Source organism: Corynebacterium qintianiae (assembly GCF_011038645.2).
Taxonomy (GTDB): Bacteria; Actinomycetota; Actinomycetes; order Mycobacteriales; family Mycobacteriaceae; genus Corynebacterium; species Corynebacterium qintianiae.
Window position 1 is genome coordinate 2,158,966 of record NZ_CP064955.1, and the last position, 16,504, is coordinate 2,175,469.

Here is a 16,504-nt window from a genome sequence, read left to right on the forward strand (position 1 = left end):
TTCTCACACCGTAGCGCCTCCACCTGACCCTGCGGTGGACGTAGGCTGGGAGTATGAAACAGACTTTGCTGGTGACGGAACATGGCCCCGAGATTGTCGAAACGCGCGAGGAGTTCGCTGGGGACGGCGACACCTTGATTGAGGTCACGCACTCTTCGGTGAACTACAAGGACGCGATGGCGCTCGGGGGGATCAAAGGAATCCTGCGCGATGTGAACATGGTGCCGGGCATCGACGCCGTGGGCACCGTCATCGAATCACCCACTCTTGCGCCGGGCACGCTGGTCACGGTCAACGGATGGGGCATCGGTGAGCGCCGCCACGGCGGTTACACCCCGCGCATGCGGATCGACGCCGCCCACGTCAACGCCGTCCCTTCGCTTTTCGACGCCCCCACGGCCGCAGCCCTCGGTACCGCCGGCTACACCGCCGCCTTGTCGGTGGCCGGTTTCGAGCGCGCCGTGGAGGCCAGCTCGCAGGAGATCTACCCCAACGGCGAGGTCCACGGACCCGTGCTGGTGACGGGTGCAACCGGCGGGGTGGGTTCCGTCGCGGTGCAGATCCTCGCCGCGCGTGGTTACGAGGTGCATGCGATGACGGGCCGCGTCGACGAGTACCGCGGTTACCTCAGCGAGCTCGGCGCCGAGGAGATCGTTGACCGCGCCGATTTCACCGAGGCCGGCAAGCCGCTGCAGAAGTCGCGTTACGCGGGTGCGATCGACACCGTCGGTTCCACTGTCCTGGCCAACGTCATCGCCCAGCTTGGGTGGGGCGGAGTGGTCACCGCCTGCGGCATGGCCGCCGGCAACGATCTGCCGGCCTCCGTTCTCCCGTTCATCCTCCGCGGCGTGCACCTCGTGGGCATCAACTCCGTGGATGCGCCGAACGACCTGCGCGAGGAGGCGTGGGACCTCCTCGCACAGGCCGTTGATCTGGATCTACTCCGCTCCTACACCTCCACCGTGGATCTGAACGGAGTGCTCGAGGTGGGCGCGAAACTTCTGGACGGCGCGCATCACGGGCGCACCGTCGTCACGCTTTAGAGCGCTGCCTGGGGCTCGGTCGGAACCGGGCCTCCCGAGACCTGGCGGTAGGCATAGGCCATGGCAAGGATGCTGGCCGGGGTAATTATCGTGGTCACCACCGAGAATGCGAACGGAATGAGAGCCGTTTGCAGATCGGGGGCCATTGAGGTCGCAACTGCAACGAGGGCCGTCACTAGTCCTGCTCCAACGAGCAGCGCGCCGGAGATCAGGGAAAACACGAGAATCCGGCCGTAGTTGCGGGTGCCCGCCTTGAAGCCCTCGGAAAAAGCGTTGCCGAACGTTGTGGCGTTGTCCGCCGCGTACCACGTCTGGAACATGAACAGCGGTGCGATAAGCAGCATTGCCAGGAAGGTCAGACCAAGCATGCCCAGGACCGGGCCCAGGATCGGAAGGAGCGCCTCCGGGTCGTTCTCAATCTGGACCGGGTCCAACGTGTCTACGACTTTCGCGATCGAGCCAGCGAAAAACAGGGCAGAGATGAGAACGAGGACAAGGAGAATCACAAACGCGACCGCGCCGAGCAGCACCATCATCCCCAAGGTCGGTCCGTACGCGGGCGCTTTCATGCCATCGAACTTCCAGCGGCGCGACAGAGTTTGCAGGAGCGCGAACGAGTACGCGAACGGGTAGAGGAAGAGCAGGACGATCTGCAGGAAGCTGCCGAGCAGTGGCAGGACGAGACTGACGAGCGCCGGCACCAGCGCGGCAATGAGACCGATCACGATCCAGGTCTGCCAGTTGGCGAAGGTCTGCTTGAAGCCGAAGCCCCACGCCTCCAGCGGGTTCATCTTGCCGGTGCCCTTGACGTGATGCCAGCCGTTGGCGTCAGGGTTGTTGACCGGGTGGGGCTGCACTCCGTCGCCGTAGGTGCCGTCAACAAGCGTGGTGCCGTGGAACTGAGTCGCGCCGTGACCCGCCGCCGCGGCGTTCACGTCGAAGGCATCGTAACCGCTGTAGCCGCTGTTTCCGCCGGGCTGATCGGACCCGTAGCCGTTGTATCCGTAGTTGGGAGTCTGGTTCGCAGCGTCCGGGGTGCCGTAGGTGCCCTGACCATACGTTCCTTCGCCGAAGTTCTCAGGGTGGTTGTTGTCCCGCGGATCGGGTCCGCCGGGGTATGCGGTTGACATCGATTGAGCCTTTCGTCGTGAAACAAGTGCTTGTCGTGACGGTAAGAGAATACCAGTGCCACGAATCGACGCACTTGGGCCCGGCCCGGGGGTTACTTCACGACCAGGTTCACCATGCGGCCCGGAACGACGATGGTCTTGACCACGTTTTTGCCCTCGAGGAGTTCGGCCACCCGGGCGTCGGCAAGCGCGGCCTGCTCCATCGCGCCCTGGTCGGCGTCGGTGGGCACCTGCACTCGGGCCTTGACCTTGCCGTTGATCTGCACCGGGACCTCGACGGTGTCGTCGACAAGCAGTGTCTCGTCGAACTCGGGGAACGGCTCGAAGGTGACGGTGCCCTCGTGGCCGAGGCGCGACCACAGTTCGTCGGCGATATGCGGGGCGAGCGGAGAAACCATCTGCACGAGCGGAACCACGGCGGCGCGGGGGACTGGGCCGGAATGGGTCTTGGTCAGGTAGTTTACGTACTCGATGAGCTTGGCCACGACGGTGTTGTCGCGCAGGTTCTCGTAATCCTCCCGCACCCCCGCGATGGTGCGGTGCAGCGCCTTTGCGTCCTCGGAGGTCAGCTCTATGTCGGTGGCGCGCAGCTCGCCCGTCTCCTCGTCGACCACGAGGCGCCACAGGCGCTGGAGGAAGCGGTGCGCGCCGACAACATCCTTGGTGGCCCAGGGGCGGGAAGTGTCGAGGGGGCCCATGGACATCTCGTAAACGCGCAGTGTGTCGGCGCCGTAGTCGCGGCCGATCTCATCCGGGGCGACGGCGTTCTTGAGGGACTTGCCCATCTTGCCGTACTCCTGGTTCACCTCTTCACCCTGGTAGAAGAACTTCCCGTCGCGCTCCTTCACCTCGGCCGCGGGAACGTACACGCCGCGGGAGTCGGTGTAGGCGTAGGCCTGGATGTAACCCTGGTTGTACAGGCGGCGGTAGGGCTCACGAGAGGTGACAAAACCGAGGTCGAACAGCACCTTGTGCCAGAAGCGGGCGTAGAGCAGATGCAGCACGGCATGCTCGACACCTCCGACGTAGAGGTCGACGCCACCCGGGTCGTTCTCGCTGCGCGGGCCGGTCCAGTACCGCTCGTTCTCCAGCGCGCAGAACTCGTCCTGGTTGGTCGGGTCGACGTAGCGCAGCTGGTACCAGGAAGAACCTGCCCACTGCGGCATGACGTTGGTGTCGCGCGTGTAGGTCTTCTCACCGTCGCCGAGGTCGAGGGTGACGGTGAGCCAGTCGGTCGCCTTGGCCAGCGGGGGAGCAGGCTCGGAGTCCGCGTCGTCGGGGTCGAAGGAAACCGGGTTGTAGTCCTCCACCTGCGGCAGCTCGACGGGCAGCATGTCCTCGGGCAGCGAATGCGCCTGACCGTTCTCGTCGTAGACGATGGGGAAGGGCTCACCCCAGTAGCGCTGGCGCGCGAAGAGCCAGTCGCGCAGCTTGTACTGGATCTTCTCCTCGCCGGCGCCGTTCGCAACGAGCCAGCCTATCGACGCCTCAATCGCGTCGTCCTTGCCCATCCCGTCAAGGTTGAGACCCGCCTCGTTAGCGGAGTTGACGTGCGGGGCGTCACCGGTGAACGCCTCCTCTGACACGTCGGACTCCAGCACCGGCACAATCGGCAGCCCGAAGACGGTTGCGAACTCGTAGTCGCGCTCGTCGTGCGCGGGCACAGCCATGATGGCGCCGGTGCCGTAGCCGGTGAGCACGTAATCGGCGATAAAGATGGGCACCTTGTGCCCGTTGACCGGGTTGACGGCGTAGGAGCCGAGAAAGACACCGGTCTTTTCCTTGTTCTCCTGGCGCTCCACGTCGGACTTCGCAGCGATGGTGCGCTTGTAGGCGGCGACGGCCTCCGCGGGCGTCGCCTCGCCGTTCGTCCAGGCGGGGTTGACGTTGTCTTCGTACTGGGCGGCGGTCAAGACGTCGACAAGCTCGTGCTCAGGCGCGAGCACCACGTAGCTCGCGCCGAAGAGCGTGTCCGGGCGGGTGGTGAAGACCTCGATCGCACCGGCGTCGGAGGTGAACGCCACCTGCGCACCGCGGGAGCGGCCGATCCAGTTGCGCTGCATGGACTTGACCTTTTCGGGCCAGTCGAGCAGCTCGAGATCGTCGAGGAGGCGGTCCGAATAGGCGGTGATCCGCATCATCCACTGGCGCAGGCGCTTGCGGAAGACGGGGAAGTTGCCGCGCTCCGAGCGGCCGTCCGCGGTGACCTCCTCGTTGGCCAGCACTGTGCCCAGGCCCGGGCACCAGTTGACCATGGAGTCGGAGAGGTACACGAGGCGGAACTCGTCGATCGCGGCGTGCTTCTCGGCCGTGGTCAGGTCGCCGAAGTTGCGGCCGTCCTTGGTCAGGCGGGCACCCGTCATCAGATCGCGCACGAGGTCCTCGATCGGGCGGGCTTTCTGCTGCTCCTCGTCGAACCACGCGTTGTAGATCTGCAGGAAAATCCACTGCGTCCAGCGGTAGAAGTCCGGGTCCGTCGTGGCCACGGCGCGGCGGCGGTCGTGCCCCAGGCCCAGCGCGTCGAGCTGGCGGGTCATGTTCTCGATGTTCGCCTCGGTGGTCTTGCGCGGGTGGGTACCCGTCTGGATCGCGTACTGCTCCGCGGGCAGTCCGAACGCGTCGTAACCGAGGGTATGAAGCACGTTCTTGCCCAGCATTCGGTTGTAGCGGGCGAAGACGTCCGTGGCGATGTAACCGAGCGGGTGGCCCACATGCAGGCCGGCGCCGGAGGGGTAGGGGAACATGTCCTGGACGTTGAGCTTGTCCCCGGGCAGCTGCGCACCCGTGGCTAGGTCACCGACGGGGTTGGGCGCTTCGAAGGTGCCGTTGTCGCGCCAGTAGCCCTGCCACTTCTTTTCGATCTCGTTTGCCAGGCCGGCGGTGTAGCGGTACGCAGGTCCCTCGCTCGCAGTAGTCATGGCTACACAGTGTAGTAGGTGGGTACGACACGGCTTCAGAACGAGGGAATGCGCGCGGGAGGAAGTTTCGGCTACCTTATTATTCGACCGTTCAATCCGGAAGGACCCCCATGCGACATATGCTCACCATCCTCACTGCCGCGGTGCTTGCCACCATGGCCGCCCCGGCAGCTTCAGCTCAGGACGTTTTCGACGGCGGCCGCATCGCCGGCGCGTCTTCCCAGATTGTCCCGGAGGGGCTGCCGGTTCCCGGCGGCGAGCTCCCGGAGCACCCCGCGCCGGTGGACCTCGAGCGCTACGCCGGAACTTGGTACCAGGTCGCGGCCGTGCCGCAGCCGTTCACTTTGCAGTGCGCGTATGACACCAAAGCGGACTACGCGGTGGTGGACGCGACGACCATATCAGTGCGCAACTCGTGCGGCACCTTGGTTGGGCCGGGGTCCGCAATCGAGGGGGCGGCCACAGTGCGTGGCGACGCCTCCCTGCGCGTCAACTTCCCCGGCGTGCCCTTCCAAGACCCGAACGGCCCGGTCAACTACCGCGTGACGTATCTTGCCGACGACTACTCGCTGGCCATCGTCGGCGACCCGTACCGCGCCTCCGGGTTCGTCCTCTCACGCACTCCGGGACTCACGCCGGAGCAGTGGAAGCTGGCCCGCAGCACGGTGGAATCCCGCGGCTGGTGGCCCTGCGCGTTCCTTACCGTGCCCATGACAGGCGGGCGGGGCGACGTCGTCCCCCTCTGTGTGCTGTAGATGTTGTAGCCCGCTTCCCACCAGCCACCTGCGCCGCTATTCCTGCGGCCGCTCCTCCCAGGCGAGCTCGCACCCCAACGCGTCGAGTACGTCGAAGGCTTCGTCCGCTCCTTTACACAGGGCCTCCCCGGCCGCGGTGATATCCACCACCGCCGTATCGTCGTCGGCCGACACCTCCTGCACAATCCATCCGTCGCGACCACGCACTCCGAGCTCATCTGCCGGCAGATCCTCCATCCACTCCATCACCGCCTCACGCGGGTGGGGCCCGGTCACGGTGAGGCGCACGCTTGTCGACGCCCCCTTGTCCACGTTGCTGGTTTCAAAGCGCTGGTTCATGCAAGCTAGCGTAGCGACGCGACAGGAGAAGGATCCGGCACCGGTGAAGCTGTGCCAGATTGAGGAGTGAACACGGCCGCCTTGAAATGTTTCTATACCTAACTACCCTGGGCCCTGTCAGCACCAGACATACGACTGAGGAGTAAAAACATGGATCTGAGCAAGCGTTTTGACGGTAAGTCCGTCGTTATTACCGGAGGCGCCGTGGGCCTGGGGCTTGCGGCTGCCGAGCGTATCGCCGCCGAGGGTGGCGACCTCTTCCTCGTGGACATGAATGAGGAGGGTTTGGCCAACGCGAAGAAGTCTCTCGAGGAGACGTTCCCCGGTGTGAAGGTTGAAACCTTCGCGGCCGATGTGTCTCAGGAGGCTGAGGTCAAGGCGTACGTCGCTAAGGCGATCGAAGTTCTCGGCAAGATTGACGGTTTCTTCAACAACGCCGGTATTGAGGGCAAGCAGAACCCCACCCACCAGTTCGGCTCCGATGAGTTCGCCCGCGTTATAGGCGTCAACCTCAACGGCGTATTCTTCGGCATGCAGGAAGTACTGAAGCACATGAAGGAGCGCGGCTACGGGCGCGTGCTCAACTCCGCATCCGTCGGCGGCATTCGCGGCGTGGGCAACCAATCCGGTTACGCGGCCTCTAAGCACGGGGTCGTCGGCCTGACCCGAAACTCCGCACGCGAATACGGGCAGGACAACATCTCAATCAACGCGATCGCACCCGGCGCGATCATGACGGACATGGTCCGCCATTCTTTGGAGCAGATGGGTGGCGAAAATTGGGAAGAGGTTGGCAAGGAATTCGTCAAGGCCAACCCGACCAACCGCTTCGGCAAGCCGGAGGAGGTTGGCGCGCTCGTCGCCTTCCTGCTGTCCGACGACGCCGGTTTCATCAACGGCACCGTTATCCCGATCGACGGCGGGCAGCACGCGATGTACTAAGCAATGCTCAATAGTCGCGGGCCGCGGGTTCACTTCGGCCCGCGGTTTCGCTTTTAAGGCATTGCAACAATGAGATCGATCAAGCCAATCCCCAAGATGTCACCGAGGGCATGCGCCACCACGAAGGGGTATATGCGTTGCGGCGGCCACCGGCGCGCAACCGCGTAGAAAACCGCACCGAAAACAACACCGATGAGCAGCGCGTTGAAAACCCCCTGATACGTGTGGAAGGAGGTTCGCACGAGAAACGAGTACGCGACTGCCCACCGGTGCCATTTCACCGGGAGGGAGAGGCAGATTGCGAGGAAGAAGAACTCCTCGTAGAAACCATTAAACATCGAGTAGACGAGCAAGAAGGGGTCCGCACCCACCCCCTCGGGAGGTTCTCCCACCACCGCAGCGACACCACCCGAACCGGTAATGCGGCCGCGAAGGGTGTACACGGCGTCGAACAGCAGGCCGCACCCCGCGAACAGCCCGATTCCGAGAACTGTCCCCTTGAGCGTCGGCCGCATCGTCCAGCGAGCGAGCTTCACGCGACGAACACAAATGTAGGTGATAGCGACGGCGAGGAGGGCACCCTGTTGAACCAGGGCGTTCCAGTTCGACCTTGTAGTGAACTCCGACACTGCGCTGGCGGGCGAGTCAGGCGCAGCAGGGACAACGCCACCCCTCATCACCGACGACACGATGGATGTCCCGAAAAACACCGCCGTCAGCGCGACGAGGTCCCACCATGTCATCGTGTTTGCCGGACGTGCTAGACGGCTGGCCCCGAGTCGCTTCAAGCGGCTCCGTGGTGTCACTGCAGGGTCCTCGATGCTGTAACTTCGGAAGCGATAGAAATATAGCGGCCTCCGAATCAAATCCGTTGCTATTAAGCTATGGTCAGTTTCCTGACAGCAGCACTGATCCGATTGGGAGGGAGCGCTCATGCTCCGCAGAATTATTAAGCCCGTGATCCTCACCGCCGCGGTGGTCATTACCGTCACCATCGAAACGCCGGCAATGGCGGCACCTGCCCCGGCCAATTTCGGAACTACCGCGCCGCGCACGAGCATTACTTTCACGCACACCCCGACCGGCAACACGGTGGGCACTCCGAATGAACACGAATCCCGGCCCGGGCTTTCTATTGTGAAGTTGTACATCGCTGATTACGTCTACGACCACGGCACCGATGCGGACAAAGCGGATGCGTTTCGGATGTTGCAGGTGTCCGACGATGGCATTGCATCCGCCCTGTACGAGAGGTACCCCGATTCCATTGACTCGACGAGCCGAAAGTACGGGTTGCACGACACCCACGCTGCTCCGCACTGGGGCTACAGCACGACGTCGACATATGATTCAACGAGGTACCTGGAAGCGCGCAAGCGCGACCACGGCGTTGCGGACCCGATCCTCACCGCCTTAGCTACCGCCGCCCCTGTTGCGGCCGACGGGTACCGGCAGGACTACGGGACCTCGCACTTACCGGGTGTAATAGGCACGAAGTGGGGCTGGTCGGACGACCGGTCCACCATCCACGCCACGGCATCGTATGGCACGGACTTCAGCGTGTCAGCCCACACCTACGGTCCCGCAGCGCAACTCACCGGGGATGTTCTTGGCGCGTTCGCTGGCGGTTATGGGACGCTTCCCGGGCCATCCCCGGCGAACCAGGCAATCACCGATGCCGCCCACGGCGCACATGCCACGGTGAACGGCATCGCCGGCGCCATCAGCACGGTCCCCGGTTCCAGCGACGCAGCGGCACACAGCGCGGCACAAGCGCACCAAGCAATTGAGAGTGCCACGGACCAGGCGCGGCGGATGGCGGAGCGGTTTGCCGGTTAACTCCCGGGTCGCCGGGAACGAGCACAGGTTGCTTATCGACACTTAGCGCACGGCCACATTGAAGATGACACACACGATTGGTGCCCACTGTGCCGGCCCGCTGCGAGCTTGTGGCAGGGCTCCTATGCGCGCTTCGGGCCCGCAAGATCGTAAAAACCTTTACCCGACTCCCATCCGAAGCGGCCCTTGTCCAAGTACTCCTCCTTGATGGTCTGCAGGAATCGCGCCTGCCATTCGGGTGCGGTGCCGCTTTCTACGGAGTTGGTACCAATAGCGTAAATCGTGCGCAGGCCAATCATGTCCATGAACTCAAACGGACCCATTGGCGCGCCGGTCGACACCCTCCAATCTGCGTCGATGTTTTCAATCGTTGCGTAGCCCTCCGCCCACAGTTCCTGCGCTGCGCGCAGAAGAGGAATGAGAAGCGAATTGAGGATATAACCTGGCTTTTCTTTCTTCAGCACAACCGGAACCATGCCTATTTGCTCGGCGAACTCTGTAAGAGTGTCGACCAACTCTGGGCGCGTCCCCGCGTGTGGCATGATCTCAGCGATATTGAGAACCCAAATGTTGTTCGCGAAATGGAGGTTGAGGAAGTCTTCCTCGCGCCCGCTAGCCGGCGCAAGCTTGGACGGCAGCATGGTCGAGGAGTTGGACACGAAGATGGCCCCTTCTTTCGCAGACGCGCCTACTCGTGACCAGACGTCGTTTTTGATATCAATCCGCTCAGGCACTGCCTCGATAACAAGGTCGGAGTCTCGGACCGCCGCCTCGAGGTCGGAGGTCTGCGTTAGGCGCTCACGCGCTGCTGCGATGCTGCGCTCGGAGGAACCCTCGACGTCTTGGAGGTAACGCTCCTGGAAAGAGTCGAAGCGCCCCTTCGCTGCAGCAATAGCCTCGTCATTAATGTCCCAAGACACCACATCAAAACCCTTGTAGGCAGTCTGGAACGCGATCTGCGCACCGAGAACGCCGGCGCCGAGAACGGTCACGTTTTTGATGGTGGGCATTGTTAAGCTCCTTTTTTTGCGGTGATCCTTACACCTGTAACGGTAAGCCTGAACGCGGTGGTTTTCAACCATCCACCGCGTCGCTCACCGTGGCCGTCGCCACGAGGAACACCACCGAGACTTCGCCTCACGGAGACCGCATGTAGAAGACCGCGGCAAACTCTTGGAGCTCCACCGCAGTGACCGGGCGGTGAAGGTGCCGAGGAGACCTCATGTCATGGTGCGCAGGCGTCGGAAGCGGGCGAGACGCGGCCTGGCCCGTTAGTCTGGAAAGCAGCTGACTTATTTTCCTCCCGCTAGGAGACGCGATGCCGAAACCCACGCAGCACATTGTCCGCACTACCGACGGCGAGAAGTTAGCCGCTTTCACCTACGGAGATCCGGCGAATCCACCCCTCGTACTCATCCATGGATATCCAGACGACCACGCAGTGTGGGCGAAAGTTGTTCCGCGTCTCGAGCATCGTTTCCATGTCGTTGCGTACGACGTGCGCGGGGCGGGGGAGTCCACTCATCCGCGATCGATGCGCTCCTATCCCTTATCGCAGCTGGAATGCGACCTTGCTTCCGTTGCCGATCAGGTTCTCCACGGCCGACCATTCCACCTGGCAGCCCATGATTGGGGATCCATTCAGTCGTGGGAAGCTGCGACTGACCCCGGGTTTGGCGGGCGAATCCTGAGCTTTACCTCGATTTCGGGTCCGTGTCTCGACCACGGCGCCCACTTGGTGCGCCGCCTCGCAACCCGCCCTCTGAAATTGGCGAAGCTGCTAGCGCCGTCCTGGTATATCGGTGTATTCCATCTGCCGGTTCTTGCACCGGCGTTCTGGAAGTTTGCTACGCCGCAGCAGTGGCGGAGACGGGTATGCAATCTCGAAGGCACCGACGATATACCTCTGAACCCCAATGCAGACAAGAACGGTCGCTTCGGAGTCGAGCTTTACCGAGCGAACGTGGTACCTCGCCTAGTGGCCCCTCGCAACCGGTATGCGCAATGCCCTGTTCAAGCGGTTGTTCTTACGCGCGATAACTTCGTTAGACCGGAGTACATCGATGAAATGCGCCGCTGGGCGGACGATTTAGAGGTTACTGAGATTGACTCGAACCACTGGGCGGCACTGAGCCACTCGGCCGACGTTGCCAAAGCGATCGGTGACTTCGCCTTGCTCAACCACAATTAATTAGTACCCGCTTGACCCGCCGGCCCCCGAGAAGCCCGAGCTGAACGAGGAGTTGGTGCTCGACGACTGCGCCGCCTGCTCCGCCTCCACGTTGGAGGTGTGCCAGCTGTTGAGGGCCACGTAGGGAACGTAACCGGAGTAGTAGTAGTTGGTGTCGTAGATCGTGGGGCGCACCAGCTCGTTGTGCTCCTTGACGTCGCTGAACTGCTTCTTCTTCACCACCTCGAGGATGGCGCGGTAGTCACCGAGCACGCGCACGAACCTGTCGAGGAAGTCCGGGGCCTCGGGGTTGCGGTCAAGCTCGTTGATTCTGGCCTCCAGCTCGGCGAGCTCGGCTTCCAGCTTCGGATCCGTCACGCCTAGGCGGGCCTGCATGACATCTTCACGGATCGCGGTGAGGTCGGAGCGGCGCGCCGCGGCGTCACCGTTCTCCACCTTGAAAAGGCGGTTGATGTTGTCCTCGGCGTTGGAGGTATGGCGGATGGATTCGGCGGCGCTCGCAAGCTGGGTGCGGTGAGAGTAGACCTGCTTGTCGTCGTTCATGTCGATGCCGCCGATTCCGCCTGCTCCCGACACGGTGTCGTGCATGCCGAGGAAGCGGTCGCGGACCTCGGCCCACTGCTTGCGCATCTCGTTGTCGGCGAAAGCACTCGTGAGCGAGTTGGCGCGCACGTCTACCTCGTTGAGGCGCTGGCCCAGCTGCGCGTACTCGCGGGTCACCAGCTCGTAGTCCTCGCGTCCCTGCGCGATCGCCTTCTTCCGGCGGTTCGCGGCGGCGACGGCAATCGAACTGCCGGCTAGACCTATGCCACCGGCGCCGATGCCGGCACCGACGCTGGCGCCGATCCGGTCATCGACGGCAGAATTGTGGTCGTAACTTTCAATGTCTTGGGCGTTCATCGCCTTATTGGCGCCGGCGAACATGGCGGCGGGGATGTTGTTGTCGCGCATGCCGGGCTTCATCGCGTCGTTGACGCTCTCCAGGCGCTCACCCTCGCGCAGGTGCAACTGGTCCGCGACATCCTCCCCGGCGAAGGAGAAGACTTGCCGCTGTTCGGTACCGGCGCCGATGATCAGCACCCCGTCGGCGAACTTGTCGTTGCCGATTTCATCGGGGTAGTTGTCGCGCATAAACTCCTCGACGGTGTCATTAACGTTGTCGTGGGACTTGTCGAAGACCATCCAGTGGAGGGTTTTCACGGTGGAGGGGGCGCTGAGACGCTCGGCGCTCTCGAGCATGCGCGCCTCGTCACCGGGGGCGAGTATATCGTGCGGGTCGTTGATAACAACCCGGGGCGCTCCGATTGTCTGCACCGCGAACTGGTCGCGCTCTGGCACATCGATCTGGCTGGCCACCTAGCCGCCTGCACCCAGACCCAGAAGGGCGGTGATGCCTACGATTGCGCCAATCTGATTCATGCTCGCCATGCCCCGCATCCTACGCCCGTCTATGACGGGGAGTGTAGGTCAAAACGGCTCCGCGACGGCCCGGCCGATGATCACGGTGCCAGGCTCGATCATCTCCGGCAGGTTCGCCTCCACCATGTCAAGTGAGTCGCCCGTGAGAAACCAACCGGACCACGCCTCTTTCCCGGGGGAGAAGAACTGGTCGCCCTTGCCGATGATGTTCAAGGTGGCGTCGCGTAGCCACAAAGGGCCGACGAGGGCCGAGTGCTCCGTTCCCTCGAGCCGTGTCAATCCGGGTTGGTAAGCGATGACGTGGGAGCGCGTGAGCAGGGCGTCGAAAAGCGAATGCACGTGGGGGACCGCGGCCTCGGTACCCAGGTAAGCGACCGTGACCAGAGACAACTCCGCAGCGCCCACGCCGTCGCGCGTGTCTAGGCCGGTCAGGCCGCCGAGGGCGGAGGGGAAGCGGGCAGCGGCGAAGGGGTCGTCCATGAAGAAGATCTCGATGCGGTTGTCGCGGTCAATGCCGTTGAAATCGACGAGCGCGTTGAGCTCGTACAGCTTCATTGAACCGGGGTCCCGCAGATTGCCGTAGGCAGCTTCGGTGCGCAGGTCCCACAAGATGAACTCGTCCTCGACGGGGTGGGGCCGCGGTGATAGGGCGAGGATTTCCGTGCCACTGGCTGACACACGTTCGCGCCAGATGTCGTAGGCGATGCCGAGGTCTTCGTCGTGGGCGATGAAGTGGGTGGTGACGATCTCGGCGGACATAGTTATCAGGATACCGCCCGGTACGAATGCGATGTTTCACGTGAAACATGGGAGTAGATTGAGGGGACACCCACCACTACGGATCGTTCGGCACGTACCTGCCGATGGAGGAGAACTCATGGCTACCGTCACCTTTGACAACGCAACCCGCGTCTACCCGGGGGCAGACACCCCGTCGGTTGACGCTCTAAGCCTGGACATCGCGGACGGGGAGTTCCTCGTCCTCGTCGGGCCGTCCGGCTCCGGCAAGTCAACCGCCCTGCGCATGCTTGCTGGGTTGGAAGAGACCAACGGTGGCCGGATCCTGATCGGGGACAAGGATGTCACCACCCTGGAACCAAGGGAGCGAGACATCGCCATGGTGTTCCAGAACTACGCTCTCTATCCGCACATGTCCGTGCGCGAGAACATGGGTTTCGCCCTCAAGCTCGCCGGGATGGACAAAGCTCAAATCAGCGAGCGCGTTGAGGAAGCCGCTCGCACCCTGGACCTCACCGACTACCTCGACCGTAAACCGAAGGCGTTGTCCGGTGGCCAGCGCCAGCGCGTGGCCATGGGCCGCGCCATCGTCCGCGAGCCGCAGGTCTTCCTCATGGATGAGCCCCTGTCCAACCTCGACGCCAAACTGCGCGTGCAAACCCGCACGCAGATCGCCAGCCTCCAGCGCCGCATGGGTGTGACCACCCTCTACGTCACCCACGACCAGACCGAGGCGCTCACCATGGGCGACCGCATCGCCGTACTCAACTTCGGGGTGCTGCAGCAAGTGGGCACCCCGCGCGAGCTGTACGACACCCCGCGCAACGTATTCGTCGCCGGCTTCATCGGCTCGCCGGCGATGAACATCGGCACATTCACCGTGGACGCCGCGTCGCGCACCGCCCGCGCAGGAGCCGCGAGCATTCCGCTTGACGACGCCCTCTTGAGCGCCATCACCCCAGCGGACAACAACCAGGTCGTCCTCGGCTTCCGCCCGGAAGGGCTCGAGCTTGTCGGCGAAGACGCGGAGAACACCATTCCGGTAGTGATTGATTTTGTCGAGGAGCTCGGCTCGGATTCCTACCTCTACGGCCACCTCGCAGGGGGCGGTTGGGTTGAAGAGAACAGCCCCGCGGGTGAGACGGGCTCTATCGTGTTGCGCACGCCCCCGCGCACCGACGTCCGCGAGCGAGATGTCGTCCACGCCCGCATCGCACCGGGTGGCCTGCATGCGTTCAGCGCGTCGACGGGTGAGCGCATTTAGCCCATGTTTCACGTGAAACATGACCCATCGTTAAACCCCGCCACTCTGCCAAAAGCGGAGGGCGGGGTTTTCGTATTGCCAAGTTGTAGCGCGACTACGCGCGGGTGGAGCCGCTCTCTACTCGAGAGGTGGGGGTGCTGGGGGAGGCGTCGTCAAGCTCGCGCGTCTCATCTTCGAGCTGGTAACCCTGGATGCGGCCAGCGGCGAAGCGGTTGACGATCAGTGCGATCGCACCGTCGCCCGTGACGTTCGCCGCGGTGCCGAAGGAGTCGACGACGATGTACGCGGCGATCATGAGCGAGATCGCGGACTCGTCGAAACCGAGGTTGGACTGCAGTAGGCCAACGGCCGCCATGATCGCGCCGCCGGGAACGCCCGGAGCGGCCACCATCATGATGCCGAGCAACAGCAGGAAGCCCAAAATCTGGCCCGCGGAGACATCCATGTGGCCCATGTAGACGATCGCCAGGGCGTAAAGGGTGATCTTCATCATCGAACCGGACAGGTGGATAGTCGCACACAGCGGGACCACGAAGCCCGCCACGTTCTCGTCAACCTTGTTCTTCAGTGTCGATGCGTAGGTGACGGGGATGGTCGCGGCGGAGGACGAGGTGCCGAGCGCGGTGAAGTAGGCGGGCAGCATGTTGCCCAGCGCGGTGATCGGGTTGCGGCCGGCGATGATGCCAGCGACGACGTAGAGCAAGAGGATGATCACAAGGGTCATTACCACGGAGAGCAACAGCACGGTGCCGAACGCGGCCATGGTGGAGCCGAAGTTGTCGTTCATTCCCAGGTTGAGGAAGGTGCCGAAGATGTAGATCGGCAGCAGCGGGATGACGAAGGAGGTGACCACCTTCAGGATCACGTTCTGCAGCTCGTCGAGTACGCGGTACATGTTGTCTGACTTCACGGCGGTCATCGCGATGCCGATGACGAAGGCGAGCAGCAGCGCGGACATGACGGCGAAGGGTGCCGGCATCTCCACTTCGAAGAACGGCGACAGCCCGCCGGCTTCGGGGTCGGCGACGTCGGTGTTCAGTGTGCGGTCGCCGAGCAGGGAGGGGTAGAGCGCGGACGCGGTGCCCCAGGCGATGAGGCCCGAGATGATCGTGGAGGCATACGCGATGCCGGCAGTCACGCCGAGCCACTTGCCCGCACCCTTGCCCAGCCCTGCGATAGCAGGCGCGATGAGCGCGAAGATGAGGACCGGCACGAAGAAACCGAGGAAGTTCGAGAACAGGCCGTTGAAGGTGACGAAAACCCGGGCCAACCATTCAGGGAAGAAGAGGCTGCAGACGATGCCCAGGACGATCGCGACGACGATCCAGAACAGCAGCGAGCTGAGGATTTTGGATTTCATAGCTTGTATTGTGACCGATACCATATGCCCCGGACAACTGACACCCCCGCTCACGAGGTCACGGGCGACGTTTATGCTTGAGACCATGAATCTGCTCGTCGGCATCCTCTACATCGTCCTCGCGCTCGTGCTCCTCACCGCCGGGGGCATGGCAACCGCAGGCAAGCTGCCCGGCAATTCTGTCTTCGGCCTGCGTATCGCGGCGGTGCGCAAAGACAAGTCGATCTGGGACCAGGCGCACAAGGTCGCCGGGCCCTTCGTCGTCTTCGCCGGCGTCGCACTCGCCTTCGGCGCGGCGTTCGCCTTTATCGCGAGCGGTTGGCTGTGGGTCGCACCCGTCATCGCGTTCATCATCGCCGTGGTCGCGCTCTCCGTCGCGGGGAACTTCGGGGCCCGCGCCGCCTCGCTTATCGACGCCGCCCGTGACGAAGCAAACAACCAGCCCGCTCAGACCGCTCCGGCACCCCAGGTCAACCTCGACGCGCTGCGCAACGCCGCCTCAAAAACGGACGGCCAACGGGGCATCTAGAAATTTCTGTGGGGTGGAGAGATGTCACAGCGAAGGA

At 63.3% G+C, this 16,504-nt stretch carries 15 protein-coding genes; 7 read left to right on the plus strand and 8 right to left on the minus strand.

The genetic code is table 11. The annotated features are described in order from the left end of the window. Window positions 1–53 precede the first annotated feature (53 nt). Window positions 54–1,043 carry an acrylyl-CoA reductase family protein gene (locus tag G7Y29_RS10465; RefSeq protein WP_165003207.1) on the plus strand — a complete coding sequence of 330 codons (990 nt, stop codon included), beginning with the start codon at window positions 54–56 and terminating at the stop codon, window positions 1,041–1,043. Here G7Y29_RS10465 and G7Y29_RS10470 read toward each other — a convergent pair. Then, window positions 1,040–2,173: a DUF2189 domain-containing protein gene (locus G7Y29_RS10470; RefSeq protein ID WP_165003205.1), complete on the minus strand. Its 1,134-nt coding sequence runs from the start codon at window positions 2,171–2,173 to the stop codon at window positions 1,040–1,042. The genes G7Y29_RS10465 and G7Y29_RS10470 overlap by 4 nt on opposite strands. 92 nt (window positions 2,174–2,265) lie before the next feature. Beyond that, the gene (gene leuS, locus G7Y29_RS10475; protein ID WP_165003203.1) at window positions 2,266–5,091 is read right to left on the minus strand and encodes a leucine--tRNA ligase; all 2,826 of its coding nucleotides are present in this window, start codon (window positions 5,089–5,091) and stop codon (window positions 2,266–2,268) included. A gap of 110 nt (window positions 5,092–5,201) precedes the next feature. Here leuS and G7Y29_RS10480 point away from each other — a divergent pair, with 110 nt between their 5' ends. Continuing rightward, the gene (locus G7Y29_RS10480; protein ID WP_165003201.1) at window positions 5,202–5,846 is read left to right on the plus strand and encodes a lipocalin family protein; all 645 of its coding nucleotides are present in this window, start codon (window positions 5,202–5,204) and stop codon (window positions 5,844–5,846) included. 36 nt (window positions 5,847–5,882) lie between these two features. On the opposite strand, the gene G7Y29_RS10485 is transcribed toward G7Y29_RS10480, so the two are convergent. Further along, window positions 5,883–6,185 carry a Clp protease/crotonase-like domain-containing protein gene (locus G7Y29_RS10485; RefSeq protein ID WP_165003199.1) on the minus strand — a complete coding sequence of 101 codons (303 nt, stop codon included), beginning with the start codon at window positions 6,183–6,185 and terminating at the stop codon, window positions 5,883–5,885. Window positions 6,186–6,335: 150 nt separating this feature from the next. Here G7Y29_RS10485 and G7Y29_RS10490 point away from each other — a divergent pair, with 150 nt between their 5' ends. Then, entirely contained in the window at window positions 6,336–7,127 is a 792-nt protein-coding gene (locus tag G7Y29_RS10490; protein WP_165003197.1) for an SDR family oxidoreductase, read from the plus strand. Between the two features lie 53 nt (window positions 7,128–7,180). Here G7Y29_RS10490 and G7Y29_RS10495 read toward each other — a convergent pair whose 3' ends face one another. Then, window positions 7,181–7,870, minus strand: coding sequence for a CPBP family intramembrane glutamic endopeptidase (locus G7Y29_RS10495; RefSeq protein WP_165003195.1), 690 nt, complete (start codon window positions 7,868–7,870; stop codon window positions 7,181–7,183). A 190-nt stretch (window positions 7,871–8,060) separates the two neighbouring features. Here G7Y29_RS10495 and G7Y29_RS10500 point away from each other — a divergent pair, with 190 nt between their 5' ends. Beyond that, the gene (locus G7Y29_RS10500) at window positions 8,061–8,966 is read left to right on the plus strand and encodes a hypothetical protein (protein WP_196820151.1); all 906 of its coding nucleotides are present in this window, start codon (window positions 8,061–8,063) and stop codon (window positions 8,964–8,966) included. Between the two features lie 122 nt (window positions 8,967–9,088). On the opposite strand, the gene G7Y29_RS10505 is transcribed toward G7Y29_RS10500, so the two are convergent. Then, window positions 9,089–9,976 carry a 3-hydroxyacyl-CoA dehydrogenase gene (locus G7Y29_RS10505; protein WP_165003193.1) on the minus strand — a complete coding sequence of 296 codons (888 nt, stop codon included), beginning with the start codon at window positions 9,974–9,976 and terminating at the stop codon, window positions 9,089–9,091. Between the two features lie 308 nt (window positions 9,977–10,284). Here G7Y29_RS10505 and G7Y29_RS10510 point away from each other — a divergent pair, with 308 nt between their 5' ends. Beyond that, window positions 10,285–11,157: an alpha/beta fold hydrolase gene (locus tag G7Y29_RS10510; RefSeq protein ID WP_165003191.1), complete on the plus strand. Its 873-nt coding sequence runs from the start codon at window positions 10,285–10,287 to the stop codon at window positions 11,155–11,157. Here the strand turns inward: G7Y29_RS10510 and G7Y29_RS10515 are convergent, their stop codons facing one another. Both G7Y29_RS10515 and G7Y29_RS10520 read right to left on the minus strand, forming a co-directional pair. Then, a complete protein-coding gene (locus tag G7Y29_RS10515) occupies window positions 11,158–12,513 on the minus strand; it encodes a DUF5129 domain-containing protein (protein ID WP_249399760.1) in 1,356 nt (451 codons plus the stop codon). A 111-nt stretch (window positions 12,514–12,624) separates the two neighbouring features. Further along, entirely contained in the window at window positions 12,625–13,335 is a 711-nt protein-coding gene (locus tag G7Y29_RS10520; RefSeq protein ID WP_165003189.1) for a hypothetical protein, read from the minus strand. Between the two features lie 118 nt (window positions 13,336–13,453). Between G7Y29_RS10520 and G7Y29_RS10525 the strand changes: the two genes are divergently transcribed. Next, window positions 13,454–14,578, plus strand: coding sequence for an ABC transporter ATP-binding protein (locus tag G7Y29_RS10525; RefSeq protein ID WP_165003187.1), 1,125 nt, complete (start codon window positions 13,454–13,456; stop codon window positions 14,576–14,578). A 94-nt stretch (window positions 14,579–14,672) separates the two neighbouring features. On the opposite strand, the gene G7Y29_RS10530 is transcribed toward G7Y29_RS10525, so the two are convergent. Beyond that, window positions 14,673–15,938 carry a dicarboxylate/amino acid:cation symporter gene (locus G7Y29_RS10530; protein WP_165003185.1) on the minus strand — a complete coding sequence of 422 codons (1,266 nt, stop codon included), beginning with the start codon at window positions 15,936–15,938 and terminating at the stop codon, window positions 14,673–14,675. Between the two features lie 85 nt (window positions 15,939–16,023). Here G7Y29_RS10530 and G7Y29_RS10535 point away from each other — a divergent pair, with 85 nt between their 5' ends. Further along, window positions 16,024–16,467 carry an SdpI family protein gene (locus G7Y29_RS10535; protein ID WP_249399761.1) on the plus strand — a complete coding sequence of 148 codons (444 nt, stop codon included), beginning with the start codon at window positions 16,024–16,026 and terminating at the stop codon, window positions 16,465–16,467. The last annotated feature ends 37 nt before the right edge of the window (window positions 16,468–16,504 follow it).

What these genes read in the sequence shown, in the direction of transcription:
- G7Y29_RS10490 (WP_165003197.1), top strand. Translation starts at nt 6,336, where the DNA reads ATGGATCTGAGCAAGCGTTTTGACGGTAAGTCCGTCGTTATTACCGGA.
- G7Y29_RS10500 (WP_196820151.1), top strand. Translation starts at nt 8,061, where the DNA reads ATGCTCCGCAGAATTATTAAGCCCGTGATCCTCACCGCCGCGGTGGTC.
- G7Y29_RS10510 (WP_165003191.1), top strand. Translation starts at nt 10,285, where the DNA reads ATGCCGAAACCCACGCAGCACATTGTCCGCACTACCGACGGCGAGAAG.
- leuS (WP_165003203.1), bottom strand. Translation starts at nt 5,091, where the DNA reads ATGACTACTGCGAGCGAGGGACCTGCGTACCGCTACACCGCCGGCCTG.
- G7Y29_RS10465 (WP_165003207.1), top strand. Translation starts at nt 54, where the DNA reads ATGAAACAGACTTTGCTGGTGACGGAACATGGCCCCGAGATTGTCGAA.
- G7Y29_RS10535 (WP_249399761.1), top strand. Translation starts at nt 16,024, where the DNA reads ATGAATCTGCTCGTCGGCATCCTCTACATCGTCCTCGCGCTCGTGCTC.
- G7Y29_RS10495 (WP_165003195.1), bottom strand. Translation starts at nt 7,870, where the DNA reads ATGACATGGTGGGACCTCGTCGCGCTGACGGCGGTGTTTTTCGGGACA.
- G7Y29_RS10485 (WP_165003199.1), bottom strand. Translation starts at nt 6,185, where the DNA reads ATGAACCAGCGCTTTGAAACCAGCAACGTGGACAAGGGGGCGTCGACA.
- G7Y29_RS10530 (WP_165003185.1), bottom strand. Translation starts at nt 15,938, where the DNA reads ATGAAATCCAAAATCCTCAGCTCGCTGCTGTTCTGGATCGTCGTCGCG.
- G7Y29_RS10525 (WP_165003187.1), top strand. Translation starts at nt 13,454, where the DNA reads ATGGCTACCGTCACCTTTGACAACGCAACCCGCGTCTACCCGGGGGCA.
- G7Y29_RS10505 (WP_165003193.1), bottom strand. Translation starts at nt 9,976, where the DNA reads ATGCCCACCATCAAAAACGTGACCGTTCTCGGCGCCGGCGTTCTCGGT.
- G7Y29_RS10470 (WP_165003205.1), bottom strand. Translation starts at nt 2,173, where the DNA reads ATGTCAACCGCATACCCCGGCGGACCCGATCCGCGGGACAACAACCAC.
- G7Y29_RS10480 (WP_165003201.1), top strand. Translation starts at nt 5,202, where the DNA reads ATGCGACATATGCTCACCATCCTCACTGCCGCGGTGCTTGCCACCATG.
- G7Y29_RS10520 (WP_165003189.1), bottom strand. Translation starts at nt 13,335, where the DNA reads ATGTCCGCCGAGATCGTCACCACCCACTTCATCGCCCACGACGAAGAC.